The following is a 19,795-nucleotide window of genomic DNA, read 5'->3' as shown; positions in this document are numbered from 1 at the left end:
ATGAAAATCATCCCTTTTTTTATGCCAAAGTCGTAGTGGCAGACTAAAGTATAAGGAGTAAAGTCGACAAGGAATTCGGCAGAGATAACGCGAATAAGAAACCAAACTGCATAATAATCTTAAATGAGGTCATGAATGGATACGATTCAACGAAAATCTACGCTCCCCTCCAAACTTATCTGGAGTTTAGTCGCGATTATAGGCGCGGTATCTTTTGGAATATTAGCGGTTAGTCGCGGTGAGCATGTTAATGCAGTTTGGCTAGTTTTAGCAGCTATCTGTGTATACAGCATTGCTTATCGTTTTTATAGCTTATTTATTGCAACCAAAGTTTTTGAACTTAACCCAAGACGGTTAACCCCAGCCCATCGTTTAAATGATGGTTTGGACTACGTCCCAACCAATAAATATGTTCTTTTTGGTCATCATTTCGCTGCAATTGCAGGTGCAGGTCCTTTAGTTGGACCTATTTTAGCGGCACAAATGGGGTACTTGCCTGGTACTATTTGGCTGTTAGTGGGTGTTGTTCTTGCAGGAGCTGTTCAAGACTTCTTGGTTTTGTTTATTTCAACCCGTCGCGATGGACGATCACTGGGTGAAATGGCCAAGCAGGAGTTAGGTTCATTTGCAGGTATTGTGGTCATGCTTGGTGCGCTTGGCGTAATGATCATTATTTTGGCTGTATTGGCTTTGGTGGTGGTAAAAGCACTTGCGCATAGTCCTTGGGGTGTATTCACTATTGCTGCAACAATACCGATTGCGTTGTTCATGGGTATTTACATGCGTTACTTGCGCCCAGGCAAGATTGCAGAGGTTTCAATCATTGGTTTTGTATTGATGATGGCGGCAATTGTTTATGGCGGTAATGTTGCTGCAGATCCATACTGGGGACCATTCTTTACGTTAACAGGCATACAGTTAACGTGGTGTTTGATTATTTACGGTTTTGTCGCTTCTGTTTTACCTGTGTGGTTATTGTTAGCGCCGCGTGATTATTTATCTACGTTCTTGAAAATCGGGGTAATTGCAGGACTTGCAGTCGGTATTATGGTTGCAATGCCGATGTTAAAAATGCCTTCAGTGACGCATTTTGTTGATGGTACTGGTCCAGTATTCGCGGGTTCAATGTTCCCATTTCTCTTCATTACCATTGCTTGTGGTGCAATCTCAGGTTTCCATGCTTTAGTTTCATCAGGAACTACGCCTAAATTGATCGATAACGAAGTAAATATTCGTGTGATTGGTTATGGCGGCATGTTGATGGAATCATTTGTTGCCATTATGGCAATGATTTGTGCGACTGTGCTAGAACCTGGAGTGTATTTTGCAATTAATGCACCTGCTGCTGTACTGGGTACGACGGTAGAATCCGCAGCAGAGGCAGTACGAAATTTAGGCTTTGTGGTAACACCTGAAACCTTAAGTTTACTTGCAAAAGAAGTGGGCGAAACGACGATTCTTTCGCGTACGGGCGGTGCGCCGACTTTTGCGATTGGTATGGCACACATCATTACGGAAATCTTTAATAACCGTTCGATGATGGCTTTCTGGTATCACTTTGCGATTCTATTTGAAGCCCTGTTTATTTTAACTGCGGTAGATGCGGGTACACGTGCATGTCGTTTTATGGTGCAAGATACAGTAGGGATTGTGGTTCCTTCACTTAAAAACACACACAATTTCTTTGGAAACATGGTCGGTACAGCAGTTGCTGTTGCAGGATGGGGTTTCTTCGTTTATCAAGGCGTTGTTGATCCGCTCGGTGGTATTAATAGTTTATGGCCGTTATTTGGTATTGGTAACCAGATGTTGGCGGCTATGGCGTTGATATTGGGTACTGTCATTCTGTTTAAAATGAAGAAAGAGAAATATGTTTGGGTCACCATTATCCCGACAGTTTTCTTAATCATTACCTGTATGACGGCAGGCTGGCAAAAAATCTTCCATGAAAATCCAAAAATTGGTTTCTTAGCACAAGCGGATAGATTCTCAGCTGCTATTGCCAAAGGTGAGATTTTAAAACCAGCAAAAACATTTGAAGAAATGCAAACGATTGTGTTATCGAATCAAATTAATGCTGCACTTTGTGCATTCTTTATGATTGTGGCGGTGGTGATGATCTTTGCTGCGATTGGCGTGATTCGCCGTGCATTGGCAAGCCCAGTGCCAACAGTCCATGAAGCGCCAGCTGTGTATGCAGATCCTGAAGAAGTGACTATTTCTAAGTCACATTAATGTTTTGTGATATGACTTTGCAAGTAAATAAGCTGAGGTGAGTAAGATGAATCTTAGATTTGCTAAAGGTGGTAAAACGGTGATTTATAAAATCATCAAGATGACCATCATGTCGCAGAAAGACTTAATTTTTTCGCCAAAAAATTGGTCCAGAATTGCAACATTGTGGCAGGGTTTACAACAAAGCTTTCGGTTAATGGTCGGTGTTCCAGATTATGAAAATTATGTGGAACACATGAAAAAGCATCATCCAGATTTAGCTCCAATGGATGCGAAAACCTTTTACCGTCATTGTGTAGATGCTCGTTATCCAACGGCAGGTGGCAATTTAAAGAAATGTCCGTGTTAATGGACATCTAGAAAGCCACTGATTCCTTTGGAAAAAGTCAAAAACGGTGTATGTTAATCATGCGCCGTTTTTTTATTGGGGAATATTGGTGATTTGGGCAAAACAGAAAGAAGAGCAGCACTTAGCAGAAGACACACGAAAAATAGATGCCAAAATTCAAGCCTATGCCAGTAAAGTTCAGACTTTTTTGACTCAGATCAATCGAATTATTTTAGATAAAGAGCAACAAACTAAATTAGCGCTGAGCTGTTTGTTGGCAGGTGGGCATGTACTTTTTGAAGATTTACCTGGTTTAGGCAAAACCACACTCTCTAGTGCTTTGGCGCATATTGCAGGACTCAAGTTTCAACGTATTCAGTTTACCAATGATATGTTGGCGAGCGATGTAATTGGCATCAATATGTTTAATCAAAAAGAGCATCTGTTTGAGTTTAAACAAGGCCCAATTTTTACTCAAATCCTCTTGGCTGATGAAATCAATCGCTGTAGCCCGAAAACGCAAAGTGCTTTATTAGAGGCGATGGAGGAGGGTGCGGTTACTGTCGATGGGATTCGTTATGCCTTACCGCAACCGTTTTGGGTGATTGCAACACAAAACCCGCTATTTCAGAGTGGAACATACGCCTTACCTGAATCGCAGCTAGATCGCTTCTTAATGCGGTTGTCTCTGGGCTATCCTTCACGTTCAGCAGAGAAGTTGTTATTACAGCAAGATTCACGACAAGTTTTAATTTCTACTTTGGCGCAAGTGTTTCAGCAAGATGAAATATTGCAATTACAACATTTGGTGCAGCAGGTTTATGTGGGTGATGTTGTTATGGATTATCTTCTAGATTTGGCACAAGAAAGCCGTAAAGGGCGTCACGGGTTATCAACACGCGGGCTATTGGCATTAAAAAAAGCAGCACAAGCACATGCTTTAATTGAACAACGTAGTTTTGTTACAGCGGATGATGTGCAAGCCGTTTTTGTTGCGGTTACGGCTCATCGAATAGGTCTCAGTGAAATTGAAACTGCACAACTGATGCGACAGATTCCAATCAGTTAATGGTAAGGAAATTTAAGTTGATTCAGTCATTATGGTTAAAATGGACGAAAAAAAGGTTTAGTTTTACGCGACAGAAAACATTGACGCAAAAAGATGTGTTGGTTTTTATGTATCAGCAGGGTTACTTATATCTAGTGTTGATTTTAATTACCTTTATTGCGGGTGTGAATTATGCCAATAACTTAATTCTTGGTTTTTGTTTTCTGATTAGTGCCATTTTATGTATTAGTTTTTACATCACCTTTAAGCAGTTACACGGTTTGCAGATAGACGTTTCTTATACTGAACTTGGACAAGTGGGACAGCCTTTAATTTTAGAACTCTATTTCAAACAGCCTCAACCTCAAGCGCGATACTTGTGGATTAAAGTCGATGCACAGATGCATCAAATTATGTTTACAGACCTTCAACATCGTCATGCGGTCGAATTGAATCCCAACATACGAGGGGTATTTGAATATCCGACCATACAGCTTTTTTCAGTCTATCCTTTTGGATTGGTTCGTGCATGGACTTATATGTATTTGAAGGGACAGTCTTGGATTGCACCATATGCGAAGTATTCAGTCACGCAACAGCAGTTTTCGCGACAAGCGCAGGAATTAGATTTGGACGAATTTCGAGAGTTACGTGATTTTCGACAAGGTGATTCTATCCAAGCTGTTTCTTGGAAGCAGGTGGCGCGAGGACAAGGGCTTTATGTGAAAGTTTTTGAGCAACATGATGATTTACAGAGCATAGATATTGATTATCTACATATGCCGAGTACAGATCATGAAGAAAAGTTGAGTCTGATGATGGGATTAGTCGAGCAATGTGAGCAGCAGCAATACGCTTATCGCTTGCTTCTACCACATGCTGAACTGGTCAAGGGTGTTGGGGAGCAACAAATGTTGCAAGCTAAACGGTTGCTGGCACAGGCTTAAATAATGAAAAATACAGTCAACTCATCTGTCAAATTAACCATTTTATTAAGCTTAAGTTTAATCTTGATAGCGCAAGCTGTGTATTTGCCAATAATGCTTTCGGTACTTCTACTGATGACGATAGCAACGCTATATATTCATTTTAGGCAAACCGAATTACATGCTTTTTCAAAATTATGGACAGGTTTGGGGGTACTCACAGCACTTGCTAGTATCTATTTTAGCTATCGCACTTTTATTGGTATCGAAGCTGGGGTTGCGATATTAACTACGTTTCTTTTTGCAAAAGCCTTAGAAATTAAAAATACGCGTGATGTCATTATTATTTTTAATTTTGCTTTATTTGTAGCTGCGAGTTCATTTTTATTTAGCCAGTCTATCTGGATGGCCAGTATTGTACTTGCCTGTTTAGTGAGTAGTTTTATCGGGCTATATCGGCTTCAAACCTCAGGTTTTCAGCATCAAGATAGCATAGCAGCTGGGTTTAAGCAGGATTTAAAACATGTTGCAAAGTTCATAGGGCTTGCGTTTCCTTTTTTTGTGTTGTTGTTCTTATTTTTTCCACGCTTACCACCGTTATGGCATATCCCAATTCCTGAAAATAAAGCGGTTACAGGCATGAGTGATCGCATGTCACCAGGGGATATTGCGAAATTATCTCAGTCCAGTGCTTTAGCTTTTCGTATTTTGGGTGATATCTCGAAGCTACCCCCACGTTCAGAGTTGTATTGGCGAGCGATGGTGCTCGATCACTATGATGGTCAAACGTGGACCAGTAGCCCATTTAATCAGCAAAATTATAACTCTGAAAATCAGACACGATTGGTTCAGCACACGCAGTTTACATATCGATATTTAGCAGCGGATCCGCAGAGCAGTTGGGTAATGGGGCTGGATCAATCTATCCCGAATAACCCTCAATATTTTTTAAAAAATGATGGCAGTATCGTGCCAAATCGCGCTGTACAGTTGAATGAACCTATAGATTTACAGTGGTTGGGAAAAAGTGCTCTTGCTGATTTTGTTCAAGAGGATCCAACCTTTAGAAAAAGTACCACTAAATACCCAGCGGATTTGGATCTTCGCGCACAAAAATTAGCACAGCAATTATTTGAACAAGCAGGCCGTGATCCAGAACGATATATCCATCATGTTATTGACTGGTATAAGCACCAACATTTTGCATATACCCTACAACCTGGATTACTAGGACAGAACCGGATTGATGATTTTCTGTTTCAGTCTAAGCAAGGTTTCTGTGAACATTATGCATCGAGTTTTGCTTTATTGATGCGATATGTGAGGCTACCAGCACGTATTGTTGTGGGTTACCAAGGGGGAGAATTAGCACCCGATGGCAAAAGCTGGGAGTTAAGGCAGCTCGATGCTCATGCGTGGACAGAGGTGAAGTTGCATGGTAAATGGATGAGGATTGATCCGACCGCGATTATTGCACCACAGCGCATAGATACCGGAATGCAAAACTATATGGACGCTGAACAAAATGTATGGGGAACTGAACGATCTAATGTGAGTTATCAGCAGTATGCTTTACTAAAAAAAATGCGAATTTGGAGTGATTACGCAAGTTATCAGTGGCAAAGTAAGGTTGTTGGTTATAATACTGAATCACAGCAAAGTTGGTTAACTAAGTTGGGTGTTCGTTCAACTTATGCCATGGTTATGTTATTAGTCTTGAGTGTTTTATCTCTTTTAGCAGGGTATTTTCTTTTTATCTTTTATATAAAATGGAAAAATACCTCTGAAATTGACCGCTTACTTTGGCGGTTTTCTAAAAAATTACAACATAATTTACGTAAGCAGGAATTTGAAACAATCACTGTTTGGATGCGCCGTCTTAGTGATCAAATAGAAGAAGTGGATGATATCCAGATCTTGGAAAATATCGCGCATTTACACCGAAAGATTATGTATGCACCGAAGCATAGTGAGCAAGAGAAGGAACAATTTGCTGAAATGCTTAAAACTTGCACGTTTGTATTGAAAAATAAAAGAAAGATCTTGTCTAAGTGAAAAAAACTGAATATTATGCGTGGCATATAGGCGTATAGCTCAGTTGGTTAGAGCGCTACGTTGACATCGTAGAGGTCTCCAGTTCGAGTCTGGATATGCCTACCAAGACAAATAAAGGGTTTACAAGCAATTTCAACGACTTGTAAGCCCTTTTTTTATGGTTTGAGTTTTGTTGTTTTGCCTAGATATTTTAAAAAATAGTAGAAATAATTAATAAACTTCCCCAGAAATGCACCAAGAATTACACCAATGAAAATGCCAAAGCCCGTTAAAAGAGGCGATGTTTACCGTATTCAACTTCAAATTGATGGAAAACGTGTATCTTGCACCCGTGACACCAGTCGAGAATGTGAACAGTGGGCTGCAAAAAAAATATTAGAATCCAAAATAGCTGTCAGAGAAGAAGAGCAAGGGATTAAACCTAAATTTTCCTTTCGAGAGTTGGTTGATCACTACTACGAGCATGTTGGCCAATATAAAGAATCTAAAAGTTCCCGTAGTTGGATTAAAGGTCAGATTAGTATATTTGATGAAAAATTTGGTTTTCTGTCGGGTACGTCTGTGCATGACATTACGCCAAAGCAACTAACCAACTGGCGCAACCGCAGATCTGGAGAGGTTGGGGCGAATACGGTTTTAAAAGAGATCTCTTTTTATAGTGCTGTTTTTACGTATGCGCAAAAAGAGCTGTTTTTGATAGATGAAAACCCGTGGATGCTGATTACCAAGCCGAAGAAGCCAAAAGCACGATCGCGTCGTATTCATAAGTCTGAAATTGAGTTAATGCTGAAAGCTTTGGATTATGAAGTGGGGAATACGCCAGTTTTACCGCAGCATTATGTGGCATGGGGATTTTTATTTGCTTTGGAAACGGCTGTGCGTCGGGGTGAATTAATTACGCTTCAGAAAAAAGATGTGCATGAGCATCATATTCACCTGCCGAAAACCAAGAATGGTGAGCCTCGTAATGTACCTTTGACCGAAGAAGCACGGGCTTTGCTGGATTTGATTAAGCATGATGGTAAAAAGGTGATTCCACAGTCTGAAAATGCGTTTCGGTTGATGTGGGAAAGACGAAAGGAAGCTGTGGGTTTGAGTGGTCTGCATTTTCACGACACCCGACACGAAGCCATTACGCGGATGGTTCGGGTTAGAAAATTGCCTGTAGAGGTGTTGGCCAAGATAACCGGACACAAGAAAATTGATGTGTTGGTAAATACTTACTACAACCCAAATGCAGATGATTTGGTTGAAGCGTTTAACAGGCATAATTAAACCCGCGCAAGGCGGGTGATTAATTGGTTTTTCTTATTCCTTTCTGCGTCTATGGGTGCGAGAGGTTTTGGACAGCATGGCATCTGCCAGTTCAGGGTCATATAAATGTTTACCACAGGTTCCCTGGTTAATGGTTGCCAGTTTGGTTCGGACTGTGGTATTGGATAAACCATATTTTTCGGCAAGTTCTGAGGCAGATACGAGTTTACGTTTACCTAAATTTAGGGCTGTGACTTTGCCACCAAAGAGTTTTTGACCCAGTAAAATTTCAGGTGCTCGGTCTGCTTCAACCGTAATCACGTACTCAGCCATTTACGCCTCCCTTGTGTACCACTGTTTTGAATTGTGCATGAGTTAAGTTTCTACTGTTGTTTTGTATTTTCATGAGTTGGGTGTTCCTGAAATGGCAGGATTTTGGAATATCCAACAGCGAACGGTGTGTTCACGTAGGGTTCGGTCTTCCAGTGCGTTTTTTACTTCGTCCGCAGGGTAGCGGTGGCTTTTAACGACTCGGCTTTTATCGACAAACTTATAGCGTCGGCTGGAGGTCAAAAGGTTCTTCATTTCTTTGATGTCTGGGACCTGCTGATAGTTTTTGGCAGCAACTTTGTAGACTTCGTTTAGATTGATGGCAATTTGGTGCGCATCATGCTCGAAATGGTTAATTGAGAAGTCGCTAGAACGGCTTGAATTGAGGTATTCATAAACGTCCCAGAACTGTTCAACCAATGGGTGATCTCCATTGAGCTGTTTGACGCGTTCGTGTGCCATGTCGAACAGCATGTCTTTGGCGGCACAGACATCTTCAAGGTCTAAAACATCGTGCAAAACGTGCTTTGCCAAGGCATCAATCAGGGCTGAAACTTGGGCGTGGCATAGCGCAATACGGGTATGGGTAATACCGTTGTTATGGAACTCTTTTTCTATTTGATCGAGCTTCTCTGCATAGGTTTGAAGAAAAGCTGTTTCATGACGAAGGCAATGGGTCATGTAGATGCAGGCATCTTCAATGTTCATGCGGTCGAGTTCATCGACGATGCGTTTGGTTTCGAGGGACTGTCCTTTACGGTCGAAGTAGAGGTGTAAAGTACGGGTCAAAATCGCCTCGGATGCCTGAATAGCGGTATTTTGACTAATCATGATGGCACCACGGAAAGGCGGCTCATAGGTTTCATTGCCTGCGGTTTTTAAACCTTTAGAGCGAATGGCACGACCGTTGTAGGCATCTTTCAGTTCATCCCATGAAAACTTGGGCTTACCGACGGCATTACCGTTTTGGTCATTGCGGTCGCCCTCAATCAGCACCACTGGCAAGTTTGAGATTTGGGCGAAATTACGGTACACCGCGACATTGGTGGATTTGTTGGCATCGAAACCTTCGTAGTCTGGTCGACCTGAGAGCTTCCACATAAATTCGATGAGGCGGGATTTACCTGCACCTGCTTCTCCGACAATTTCGATAAAAGGGAAAGAGCTGTGCATAGCGCGAATTTGCTCTGCAAAGTATGAGCCTGTCCACCACGCCAGAGCGATGAGTCCTTTTGCGCCACGGACACGGTAAAAGTCTTTCCACCATGTCGGTTGAAAGGTAGATTTTGGATTGAGCTGAACATTTGGGCTGTTTGCCAAGGTCTTTAATTCAATACGACCGACTTTGTAGAAGTCATGGTCGTTAATCTCAATCACTTGTCCTTTGTAGACAGCATGTTGGTTGAAAATGTACGCCTTAAATTCTTTGCTATAGCCAATAAAGTCGATGGTTTTAACTTCACGTAAACGCTCGGTTTGGTTTTTCATGAAGGTTAAGAGTTGATGGTCATTGCCCGTCCACCATGCACCGACCTGAACCGACAACAGGCGTGGACCAAACTTACCTTTTGCCGAAATTTGGTCCGCAGTAAAGGTGGCTTTCATTTCCTTTTCTGAGTCTAAAATTTGGAAGTAGTACCAGGACTCATCGGTAATTTCATTGCGCTGAAAATACAGTGGGTTGAGCTGACGATTACAGATTTCGGAAACGGCAGCACATTGCTGTAAAGCCAGTTCTCGCTTTTGGTTATCGAGTAGTAAATCACGCTCTGGATCTGCTTCGATGCGTTCCAGTTCTTTGGTGTATTTGTCCATATCGAGGTTGAACCAGTACAAGCGAAAGTTGTGGTTAAACCAGAAGGTTTTTCTGCGCGCATCTTTGTAGTTGTAAATGAGTAAACCTGCTTGCTCTGGAGACTCTGCGATAAGCAGTTCGCCATAGTGTTTGTACTGGTCGCGGTATTCGGAATGCAGTTGGTCGCGTTGGTAAAGGTCATTCCAGTCCAAAGTACCTGATGGCAGGGCTGCGGTAGAATCCCATTTTTCCTGTAAGGCACGAAGGTGAAACTTCTTGATCGCTTTTTTGCCTGCTTTGTCGTTATCGAATGCCCAACGTAGACGCGGACGGTCTTTTTTGAGTTCGATACAACGGTCGGCAATTTGCTTAAGGATGATGCTTGGATAGTTAGAGGTTGAAAGGGTAGCAATGCTGGGCTGTTTGCTAAAACTAAGCGCAATAGCGTTAAAAATACCTTCAGTAATCCAGATAGAAGGTGCATTACAGAGGGCATCGAGCTTGTCTAGAGTCCATGCATGACCCTCGTATTTGCCTATGAAGTTTGCTTTTTGGCGACCAAAACGCTCTGGACGGTCAATAAAGCGTTCCCAATAAATGCCATCTGCCAGTTTAAAGCGGACGGTTGCGGTGACTTCGTTTGGGTATTTGAGGTCGTTTCTGAATAGTTCTTGGGTGTATAAACCTCTGAGCAGGTTGGGGTCCAAACCACGCGCATGAAGCAGGTAAGCATCTGCTGCGGCATGTGGGTTTTCTTTGGTGCGTGGAAAGTCTTTCGACCAGTCTTTGAATAGGTCTTCACAGATTTCTTTGACGTGCTCTTCATAGCCGCATTTGTTAAGACGGGCGCATTTGACCACACGCGGATTGATTGCATGTGTGTAGAGTTCTTTCTTACCACAGTTTGGGCAGATTCCCTGACGATACCAGTCGCCAACCCGCTTAAAGCTGAAGAGCTGATTTATTTTTTCGTCGATGAGAACGTTAATATTTGACATGTAGACCCACTAAAATTTAACGACTTAACTGTATGAGTTTGTGTACTTTTTTGCTTTTTTGTAGCAATGCGATGTGTATAAAAACTGCTTTGATTACAATTGCGTGTCGCTTGGGGTGTCTTGCAGTTCGGGATGGTGCTTGACCATAAAATCACGGATATAGATGGCAATTTTGGTGTCTTTCTCGAATGCGATTTTCTTGAGGGCTTTGAGCTGTTTTTTAGTCCAACGTACTTGGGTTAGTTCTGTGTGCTTTGGTTTTGTTTGAATGTTTGTTGAAGTCATGCGAAAATCACCATTAATCGTACTTAGATACTTAGAGTTTCTAAATTTAGTACTAAATATGGTGTTTTACAAGTGCTTTTTTAGGAAAAAGTATGAAAAATGATGATTTATTGACTCGTGGTGGTCGTTTAAAAGCAGAACGGAAGCGTTTGGGGATACAGACTCAGGACGAACTTGCAGAAATACTTGGGGTAAAAAAGAACTCGGTTGGGCGTTTTGAGAAGCATAACGAGCCTTTGAACACGGACTATTTGGACAAGCTGGAAGACCACGGCTTTAACATTCCGTTTATTTTGTGGGGCAAACAACCTGTAAAAAGCGGTGAGCTTTCTGATGAAGAAGTAAAGCTGCTAGAGCTATACAGACAGACGCGTGAAGAAATGCGTGGGGGATTGGTTTCACTTGTTGAGACTTATGCGAATCAATTTAAATAAATTTTTTAAACATTTATAAGAGTAAAAATAATGGGATTAACAACCCTCCAAAAATTTGTACTAGGTTTAGTTGCATTTATTTTATTAATCATTGGATGGGGGATGTTTCCCTTATTTTTTAAATGGTTAATGATAGAAATAGGTTCTGAAAAAACAAAATTAGAAGATTTTGGAACTTTGGGTGATATTTACGGAAGTTTAAACACCTTATTTACTTCAGCTACTTTAGCTTTCGTAGTTTATGCAACTTTACTACAGCGACAGGCAAACAAAGATGCACGTGATGCTATGGCTAATCAATTACAGCAAGCTAGAGATGCCACTGCAAAACAATTAAGACAGGCAAGGCAGGCATTAAATCAGCAGTTAGATCAGGCTAATAAAGCACTTGAGGCACAATTAAAGCAAGCGAGAGATGATACTGAGCAACAGATTGCTAATGCGAAAGAATTGTCTGATATTCAACTAAAACAATCTGAACAGACAGCAGCACAACAGCTATCATTATCAGAATCAATGCATAATGCTCAAATTCAAGAATCTAGAAATGCAATTTTTACGACAAAATTTTATGGTTTACTGAATTATAAGAATGAAGTAATTAAAAGATTTGAACTAGAATACCAAGGGAAAAAATATAGTTCTTACAATGTTTTTTTACTTTATTCGCAAAAGTTTAAACATTTGGTTGAAAACGAATGGAAAGATTTAGATAAATATTCGGATGATGATATTCGTAACCTAACCGAATCTTTTCATAAGGAATGTAATAATAATCAGGAATTTAATGATTTTCGTAGTTATTTTTCTATTTACGTTAATTTGATTGCTCTAATTAGTACATTGCAGAATGTGGAAGATATAAACTTTTTTGAAAATATATTAAAAAATTCAATGAACTTAGATGAGCAAATTACTTTGTTTTGGTTAGCTCCTACTTATATTTTGCTTCATGAAGGATTAGAAAGTAGTTATATTTTTGGTCAATTTTTTCATGATAGTGCTATTCCGTATGCTCTAAGATTTTATAATAAAGATTTTTTCTCGACAGAAAATTGGGCGAATATTTTTAATGAAACCCCAGCCTAAGCTGGGGTTTCTCTTTATTTGTTCTGTACCGCTTTGGAGATCCGCTCGACTTGATAGTGCAGCGTGTTAAAAAGAGCTGTTAACTCTTCACCCGTAAGAGGGTGGTCTAAATGCATTTTTGTAAGTGCTGAAAGCATAAGTTCTAAGTTTTCAAGTGGATATTGAATTTCTTCCAGTATTTGTTCTGCAGTCATATCTTTATGGCTGTTAATTTCGATTGTTGAATGCATTGCTCCCCCTGTCTATTGATCATGGGTTTATTTTCTAAAAAATCTGTACCGAAATATAGGGTAGTGCGACCTGTAATGTCGCACTACAACATGAATTTGTAACCAATTCAAGTATACGATAGATGCAAGGCGCTGTGTGGCTTTGCGCTGTCTTGGAATACGAAGCATCGGTACAGTGAACGGTCAATGGTGCTACGCACAGCGACAGAGTGGTCTATACACTGGGGGAATGGTGCAGTACTGGTTTTTAACTGCTGCATAAGTTGCTTTTTGGGTGGCAAAATTGGAATACAGGCAAGCAGTTGGCTGATGTTTAGCGCAATGGTGTTGGGCTTTGCACTGTGGTTGAGTTGGTCTATGCCGTAGTCGTAAATGAGCGACCAGATGTTTTGCAGTACTGGCGATGCACCCAAAGGACATAGGCAGGCGATAGGTACAATTTCCTTTTGTAGTTTGTGTTGATGAAACCAAAGGACTTCGGCAGTTTCGATAATACCTTGAGCATTTGTCAGGAGTTGGCTGACGCTGAGTTGTGGACCGCCCGACACCAGTTGGACGATGGCACCTGTTTTAAGGTCATCCCCACAAATGTTTTGGTTTTGCAGTTGGGTTGCCATGTGGTTAAAGGCTTGGATGTAAGCTTCTTTGATTTGGGCTGCTTTTGCACCAGTAAAACCCATGACCAAAAAGATAAAGCCGTCTTTGGTCATTTCATAGTATTTGGATTCGCGGGTGACAGCTCCAGCCTGAATAGGTTGCACGTGAGCCGAAAAGTTGGCTGACGTAAATTCAAGTGAACAATCTAGATTTGCGATCTTTTCTAGAACGTGTGTATGTCGTTTATCAAAGTATTCGGCAACTTTTAAGCTGTCGGTTTTGATGAGGTCATTCTGTATATAGACGGCATGTTCGATGTCGATGATTTCATTCATGACTATGCTCCCCAAAATAGAATGGAGAAGGTCATAGCAGCCATGCTTATAAATACTGTGGCTTCGACAAAGTTTTTGAGCAGCTTTTGGTGTTTGAGTTTTCTTTGGCGTAGGAGGTACGCGCTTAGATCGTAGATGGGGGTGTGTTCTTGTACTTTATTTTGCGTGCACGAATGCGTAGAAGCGAATGTTTTCATTGGCTTGTCCTGTTAGTCAAGTTTTTAAGCCTGACGCCATCACTTCTCACGGTAATGGTGGCAGACTGAACAGGGGTGAGAATACCGTCCTAACAGGTAACGGCCAGCGCGAAGCTGCCCTATCCAGCCTACCAAAAAAGGCATAGCCGAATTTTACGCAAAAAAATAGCCGCATGGGCGGACTTTTTTACGCCTGTTAGTATTTTAGGTTCTCACGCCTAACCCACCGATGTAGGGTGGTAAATTTAGAGTAGCTTAGATACTATATGCGCGTCAATACTTTATAAAAAATTGTGAATTGGGTGGGGTTTTGGGGATGGGTGAAGTAGATCAAATGTTAGAGCTTTTAGAAGAAACAAAAACATCATTTATTGATCATTATAATATCCACCCTATTAGTCTAGAGCATTTATTCCCAGGGAGAAATGTAGATAGTCTTAACAAGGATAATAATAAAATAAAAGATTATTGTATAAATTATTTCGATGAGATTCTTCATAAAATAGGGATAATTAAAGATGATAAAGATAGCCATGAGTCTATTTTTTTATATTTAGATAATAAAATAAATGAATTAAATAGTTTGGTTATCCGTTTGGATTCAGAAGGAAAACAATCAATACCTTTGTTTAGTGTGTTTGATCTTCTTCAAAATGTTGATATGAAACTGGATGGTGAACTCAAAAAAAATAGAGATAGAGATGTAAGTGAAGAGCAAAAGCAAGTTTTTGAAGATATTGAAAATACTCGAAGTAAAATAAATGAAGAATATGAAAGATTGGAATTAATGAGTGATGATTATAAACATAGAGAAGCTCAAAAAATATATGAGAATGATGCTGTTAAATTCGATAAAATATCAAAAAGATATGAGAAAGCATTCTATGTTTTAATTTTAATTTTAATTTTGTATTTTTTAGGAGCTAAAGTTTATATTCCTGAAGTAAATATATTCTCTTTAAAAGTAAGTTTTACAAATAAAATTCATGGGGATTTATTAACAGAATTTTATATTCAAAAGATATCTTTATTGATTCTTTCTACAACATTATTAGCATTTTTATTAAAACGATCCTTTATGTACCGTCGTTTAGCTGATGATGCTTACCGTACTTCTAAAGAATTGATAGCATTGCCGCGATTTATCAAAGAACTTCCTCAGGATATGCAAGATAAAGTTCATTTCGATCTTGCATATAAGTATTTTGGTAATGGCATTCACCATGAAAGCTATACAGGTGGTGAAAACCTTATGCATGAAAACATTAAGGCGAATACCGACTTTATAAAAGCTGTGAAGGATTTGACGCCAAAGGTGGAAGTGCCGAAGGCGGAAGCAGTAAAGGACGATAAAGCTCCGAAAGATGCGGCTTGATTGGTCAATTTTAATAGATTTGGTTTTTAAGTTTTATAAGTTTTTGAGAGGGTTTTGGGGTGAGTGATCTTGCTATAGGTGTAAGAACAGTAAAAGACAATAATGATGAAATACTAAATAAATTATTCAATGAAGCACATGGAGTATACGATTATCTAAATAAACTAAAAAATGGTGAATTAGTTTCAGATGATGCAATAGAAACTTTTAAAAAATATAACGAGCTTCTTGGTTTTGTATTAGATGAAACCATCAAAAGCGCGAAAAATCTTATTTTATTAATTCAGAATATTGATACGAATCAATGTAATATTTCTTATATGCAATCAGTTAGTTTTCCCTTGGAGGTGATAAAAAAAGAATATAATTCTAAAAATATAAATGAAATTCAAGATGATTTATATAACACTATGGGGATATTAAAGGCTATTTACGGTTTTATTGATTCTTATAGAGTAGATGGTGAGCGTTATAATAAAATTCTAAGCTCTAGAATAGTTGAGATTTTGGATGATGCAAAAAAGGATTTAGAGGAGTTTAGACTTACTAAAAATATTTTACAGAATATTCGTACACAAGATTATTATGAGAAAGAATCAATAGCTTTTTTTAATAAGGCAAAGAATAATAGAAATATTTTTATTGGATTAATAGTTGTTGCTTTGGGTGTTGCAATAACATCAGTTGTAGCAGAACCTAGATTTTTTATGGATGCATTTGACTATTGGTTCTTAAAAATTTCATATATTTTGGTATCTATTACTTTAATTACATATTTTCTCAAACAATCTACTCATTACCAAAGATTAGGAGACCAAGCTAATCAAACTAGCCTTGAAATTAAAGCATTTCCTAGCTTTATTTCTGGTTCTTCTAAAGAAACTGAAGCAGAAATTAGAAAGGAATTGGCTCTCAAATATTTTGGACGTGAAATAGATGGAACTGCTCATAAAGACATGAGTAACCTGATCTCTGACCAAATGAAAAGCACAACGGAAATGGTGAAAGCTGCGACTGATGTGTTGAAAGTGAAGGATAAAGCTTAAGATGGCAGCTAATTTGAACGGCACTTTTGATATTACAGCTATTGCTTTGAAACTTATTGAGATTACTAACGGAACTGTGTTCTTAAGTATTTTAATTTTTATTGTAGTTACTGGTTATGTACTCTCATTGCTTTTGAAATCAGGAATTATTACCAATTTTATTAAATATTCTGAGCACAGAAGAAGGCAGCGTAATAAGCAAATAGCAGAACAAGAAAAACTGTTAACAGACGAATTTTTAAAAGAATATTCTAACGAACTTGAATACCATATAAAGGCATCAAAACTTTCTAACTATTTGAATGTAAAAAATAAAGATTTAGATTTACTGACTTATATTTTGTCTTGTCGAAACAAAGAAAGGGCTGTAAGACTATATAAAATAGGTCAAGACTATTTGGATAAGGACGAGGCGGCAGGAATATATAGATTACAGCCAAAATATACTGAAAAGAGAGTTAAGATTCATTTTTGGGTGGGTACTACTTTATATGGCTTAATCAATCTTTTTGGTGCTAGTCCATTCATTTACCTGAATTACTTCAAGTTTAAATACAGACATGAAACGTTCACAATTCCCGATAGTCTGTATATAAGTATCCTAATTTTCTTTATTGCATTCTTTGTTGTTTCATTGCTAGTTCTTTGGAAGTCCATGCGACCAACCGCTGCTAAGAACTTCTTAGAAATGGAAAAAATTTGTAAAGATAAAAGCGAAACTGACGCTTTAGATGAAGCTGCTTAAAACACGATTTATTCATACTTTATAAGAACAAAGGTACAAAACATGATTTACGCTTTAGTGTTTGTTTTAGGTGTAGTAGTAATGATTCCAGTTCTAGTGATCTGGTACTTAATTAAGCCGAATAGCTATTTCCTGACTTTTAACGGTGAAATTCCGTCCCGAATTTCGATTTTTACGCATCATTTCTTGGCTTTTCTACTGCTGTTTATGATTGTTGGTTTGGGTGTTGAACTAGAGCTAACGGAAGGTTCGAATGCCCACCTCATGTTTTACTTAGGTATTCTTTTGACCAATGTATTCTGCATTTATTTTGCACGTCACAAGATAAATTTGGGGGATATGAAGAGGGTGTCGAGTCATTAAAATGTGACTTGAATTTGGGTAAGACTAAAGAAAGCCAAACATTCTTTGTTTTGGTAGATAAAAGTTAGTAGCTTAGATACTATGACGAAATACTTTATAAGAAAAATGGGGGAAAGTATGAGCTTAGATGTGTTCAATGCTAGAGCAAATCAGAATAAATTGGGTAATCTATTTTTAGGTTTTTTTGAAGGTCTTTTTATTGATGGTCGTGTTCATATAAAGGAAATTGAAGCATTGATTAAATGGGTAGAGCACTATCCTGAATGTGTAGACCTACCTCACTTTGAAACGCTATACAACTTGTTATTAAAAGCAGCAGAGGACCCAGAGTTTCTGCTCCAAAAACATAAAGAAATTTCCGAAATTATGGTCAAATTTAAGCGTTCGGATTATTTCATTAAAAATACATGTGATGTTCAGCGCTTGCATGGACTTATGGCAGGAATTGTTTGCGACCAAACCTTGAATCAAGATGAGGTTTTTGCGTTAAATCAATGGCTCAAAGACAATGATCATCTAGAAGAAGACCCGATCTATACAGAGGTTTATTCAAAACTCAAACCAGTTCGAGTAAATAAAGCGGTAGATGAAAAGACAATAAATGTGGTGCTTTCAACTATTAACCGCTATGTAAATTACGACAATTATGGCATACCGAAAGTGGCTGTATCGAGTAGCCAAGAAAATCAGAACCCAGATTTCTATCATGGAGCATTTGCTATTCAAGGTTTTACGATTTGCTTGACTGGGGCATCAACTCGTTACACAAAAGCTGAATGGAAAAATGCAATTGAAGCTAAAAATGGCATATTTAAAGATGACATGACAAAATCAGTGGATTATTTGGTGATTTGCAATAAAGGTAATCCACATTGGGCACATATGAGCTATGGTCGAAAATTTGAACAGGCTCTGAAATGGCAACAAGATGGAGTTGGAATTAAAATTTTGACTGAAGACGATTTTGTGAAAATTTTAGAAAGTTAAGATTATATGGAAAAAGCTCGGAAACGAGCTTTTAGTTTTATATATGCAGGAATAATTCTGGGGTAGATAATTCTAAAGTCACCACCATCTTAGTGCTGCAATAATATACGAACACCGCCAGATGATCATACACACTACAATGAGAATACTTATTTTCCAGTAGCCATATTTTTCCATGATGACCTCAAAACTTTTGATGATTAATGCTATACTTTCAGACATGATTTGATCCTTAGTGCTGTAGGGATTGAATACAGAAACCTCAAAGACTGTGAATCTTTGGGGTTTTGCTTTGTCTGGTGAGTCTATTTTTGAAAGAAGCATTTTTCACGGACTTCAATTTGTAAGAGGGGATGCTACAAATTGAACTTTTTTATTTTTGAATATGATTTGCTAAGTAAAACAAGATTTAACTCATGAAATATAAGAAAAAAATACTGACAGAAATACAGCCGATTAACGTCCCCATTAAAAAAGGATAAAGCCACATTTACACCTCCTTGACTTTAACCTTTACTGTCAAACGCTCAATTACGCTATATTCCTGTTTCAACATGCTTTGCATACGAATGTATTGGTAATCCAGCATCATCCATAAAACCAGCAAAGCCACCACAAACAAAACAATGAACAGCACTGCAAAAGAAATCATCGGTATAAACTCCGTTTCAGTTCTAAATTACTCTGGCAAGCCACACACAAAGTCACAGCACCATACTTCTGACGCTCTGGTGGAATGTCATTGCCACATTCTTCACACTCGGTAAGAGAAGGCTTTGAATAATCTTTAGGTTGAATTTGAACTTGTTCTAACTGGCGTTGTTGCGCGATATCAATAATGTCAGCCATGACGACTCCGAAGTTGACGTGGATCATGGCTAACGACTGATTTAGCAATAGCACATGGGGCAAGGGGAAGCATGACTTCAGGGTTAGGCATAGCAGAAGGAGAAATAGTGGCAGCCCACTCCATATGCGCCCGACCAGTCCAACCACACTCTAGGTTTTGACACTGACCGTACAGGGTTTTTAAAAGAGCATTTTCAATGTGAGAATGACGGATGATGACTTTAGAACCGCAATGCGGACAGGTGTTCTGATTTCTTGTATTTGCCATGAAGTACCTTTTATAGGTTTATATTT

21 protein-coding genes and 1 tRNA gene are annotated in these 19,795 nt (G+C 38.9%); 14 read left to right on the top strand and 8 right to left on the bottom strand.

The window, feature by feature from the left end; translation table 11 throughout:
- Positions 1–135: 135 nt before the first annotated feature.
- The 7 genes from E0H87_RS01800 to E0H87_RS01770 all read left to right on the top strand — a co-directional run bounded on the left by E0H87_RS01800 (position 136) and on the right by E0H87_RS01770 (position 7,867).
- Positions 136–2,235: a carbon starvation CstA family protein gene (locus E0H87_RS01800; protein ID WP_131321844.1), complete on the top strand. Its 2,100-nt coding sequence runs from the start codon at positions 136–138 to the stop codon at positions 2,233–2,235.
- Between the two features lie 46 nt (positions 2,236–2,281).
- Positions 2,282–2,584 carry a YbdD/YjiX family protein gene (locus tag E0H87_RS01795; protein ID WP_131321842.1) on the top strand — a complete coding sequence of 101 codons (303 nt, stop codon included), beginning with the start codon at positions 2,282–2,284 and terminating at the stop codon, positions 2,582–2,584.
- A gap of 88 nt (positions 2,585–2,672) precedes the next feature.
- Positions 2,673–3,632 carry an AAA family ATPase gene (locus tag E0H87_RS01790; RefSeq protein WP_131321840.1) on the top strand — a complete coding sequence of 320 codons (960 nt, stop codon included), beginning with the start codon at positions 2,673–2,675 and terminating at the stop codon, positions 3,630–3,632.
- 20 nt (positions 3,633–3,652) lie between these two features.
- Positions 3,653–4,558, top strand: a complete 906-nt coding sequence (locus tag E0H87_RS01785; RefSeq protein ID WP_227547304.1) for a DUF58 domain-containing protein — start codon at positions 3,653–3,655, stop codon at positions 4,556–4,558.
- Positions 4,559–4,561: 3 nt separating this feature from the next.
- Positions 4,562–6,592, top strand: a complete 2,031-nt coding sequence (locus E0H87_RS01780) for a transglutaminaseTgpA domain-containing protein (protein ID WP_131321836.1) — start codon at positions 4,562–4,564, stop codon at positions 6,590–6,592.
- 28 nt (positions 6,593–6,620) lie between these two features.
- Positions 6,621–6,697 (top strand) — tRNA-Val (locus E0H87_RS01775).
- Positions 6,698–6,841: 144 nt separating this feature from the next.
- Positions 6,842–7,867, top strand: coding sequence for a tyrosine-type recombinase/integrase (locus E0H87_RS01770; protein WP_131321834.1), 1,026 nt, complete (start codon positions 6,842–6,844; stop codon positions 7,865–7,867).
- Between the two features lie 33 nt (positions 7,868–7,900).
- Here E0H87_RS01770 and E0H87_RS01765 read toward each other — a convergent pair whose 3' ends face one another.
- From E0H87_RS01765 to E0H87_RS01755, 3 genes are all read right to left on the bottom strand, one after another.
- Positions 7,901–8,179, bottom strand: coding sequence for an HTH domain-containing protein (locus tag E0H87_RS01765; protein WP_044738563.1), 279 nt, complete (start codon positions 8,177–8,179; stop codon positions 7,901–7,903).
- Between the two features lie 69 nt (positions 8,180–8,248).
- The gene (locus tag E0H87_RS01760) at positions 8,249–10,969 is read right to left on the bottom strand and encodes a toprim domain-containing protein (RefSeq protein ID WP_131321832.1); all 2,721 of its coding nucleotides are present in this window, start codon (positions 10,967–10,969) and stop codon (positions 8,249–8,251) included.
- A gap of 93 nt (positions 10,970–11,062) precedes the next feature.
- Positions 11,063–11,254, bottom strand: a complete 192-nt coding sequence (locus E0H87_RS01755; protein WP_044738561.1) for a hypothetical protein — start codon at positions 11,252–11,254, stop codon at positions 11,063–11,065.
- Between the two features lie 92 nt (positions 11,255–11,346).
- Between E0H87_RS01755 and E0H87_RS01750 the strand changes: the two genes are divergently transcribed.
- Positions 11,347–11,688, top strand: a complete 342-nt coding sequence (locus E0H87_RS01750; RefSeq protein ID WP_044738560.1) for a helix-turn-helix domain-containing protein — start codon at positions 11,347–11,349, stop codon at positions 11,686–11,688.
- A 30-nt stretch (positions 11,689–11,718) separates the two neighbouring features.
- Entirely contained in the window at positions 11,719–12,777 is a 1,059-nt protein-coding gene (locus E0H87_RS01745) for a PspA/IM30 family protein (protein ID WP_131321831.1), read from the top strand.
- A gap of 14 nt (positions 12,778–12,791) precedes the next feature.
- Here the strand turns inward: E0H87_RS01745 and E0H87_RS01740 are convergent, their stop codons facing one another.
- Positions 12,792–13,007, bottom strand: a complete 216-nt coding sequence (locus E0H87_RS01740; protein ID WP_131321829.1) for a hypothetical protein — start codon at positions 13,005–13,007, stop codon at positions 12,792–12,794.
- A 107-nt stretch (positions 13,008–13,114) separates the two neighbouring features.
- Complete coding sequence (locus E0H87_RS01735) at positions 13,115–13,939, bottom strand: Rha family transcriptional regulator (RefSeq protein WP_131321827.1); 825 nt, start codon at positions 13,937–13,939, stop codon at positions 13,115–13,117.
- Between the two features lie 513 nt (positions 13,940–14,452).
- On the opposite strand from E0H87_RS01735, the gene E0H87_RS01725 reads away from it, so the two are divergent.
- The 5 genes from E0H87_RS01725 to E0H87_RS01705 all read left to right on the top strand — a co-directional run bounded on the left by E0H87_RS01725 (position 14,453) and on the right by E0H87_RS01705 (position 18,652).
- The gene (locus tag E0H87_RS01725) at positions 14,453–15,511 is read left to right on the top strand and encodes a hypothetical protein (RefSeq protein WP_131321823.1); all 1,059 of its coding nucleotides are present in this window, start codon (positions 14,453–14,455) and stop codon (positions 15,509–15,511) included.
- Positions 15,512–15,570: 59 nt separating this feature from the next.
- The gene (locus E0H87_RS01720; RefSeq protein WP_131321821.1) at positions 15,571–16,557 is read left to right on the top strand and encodes a hypothetical protein; all 987 of its coding nucleotides are present in this window, start codon (positions 15,571–15,573) and stop codon (positions 16,555–16,557) included.
- Position 16,558: 1 nt separating this feature from the next.
- Positions 16,559–17,302: a hypothetical protein gene (locus E0H87_RS01715; RefSeq protein WP_131321819.1), complete on the top strand. Its 744-nt coding sequence runs from the start codon at positions 16,559–16,561 to the stop codon at positions 17,300–17,302.
- 42 nt (positions 17,303–17,344) lie between these two features.
- On the top strand, positions 17,345–17,665 hold the full coding sequence (locus E0H87_RS01710) for a hypothetical protein (RefSeq protein WP_131321817.1): 321 nt from the start codon (positions 17,345–17,347) through the stop codon (positions 17,663–17,665).
- Between the two features lie 117 nt (positions 17,666–17,782).
- On the top strand, positions 17,783–18,652 hold the full coding sequence (locus tag E0H87_RS01705) for a BRCT domain-containing protein (RefSeq protein ID WP_131321815.1): 870 nt from the start codon (positions 17,783–17,785) through the stop codon (positions 18,650–18,652).
- A gap of 490 nt (positions 18,653–19,142) precedes the next feature.
- On the opposite strand, the gene E0H87_RS16025 is transcribed toward E0H87_RS01705, so the two are convergent.
- From E0H87_RS16025 to E0H87_RS01695, 3 genes are read right to left on the bottom strand one after another with little or no spacing between them, the layout of a single operon-like run.
- On the bottom strand, positions 19,143–19,304 hold the full coding sequence (locus E0H87_RS16025; protein ID WP_165493925.1) for a hypothetical protein: 162 nt from the start codon (positions 19,302–19,304) through the stop codon (positions 19,143–19,145).
- Complete coding sequence (locus tag E0H87_RS01700) at positions 19,301–19,501, bottom strand: TraR/DksA C4-type zinc finger protein (protein WP_131321813.1); 201 nt, start codon at positions 19,499–19,501, stop codon at positions 19,301–19,303. The genes E0H87_RS16025 and E0H87_RS01700 overlap by 4 nt, the downstream gene beginning before the upstream one ends.
- Positions 19,494–19,769: an ogr/Delta-like zinc finger family protein gene (locus tag E0H87_RS01695; protein ID WP_044738551.1), complete on the bottom strand. Its 276-nt coding sequence runs from the start codon at positions 19,767–19,769 to the stop codon at positions 19,494–19,496. The genes E0H87_RS01700 and E0H87_RS01695 overlap by 8 nt, the downstream gene beginning before the upstream one ends.
- Between the last annotated feature and the right edge of the window lie 26 nt (positions 19,770–19,795).

The organism is Acinetobacter sp. ANC 4178, from assembly GCF_004331175.1.
GTDB lineage: Bacteria > Pseudomonadota > Gammaproteobacteria > Pseudomonadales > Moraxellaceae > Acinetobacter.
Note: the sequence above shows the minus strand (reverse complement) of the source record. Positions and strands in the feature narration are given on the sequence as shown.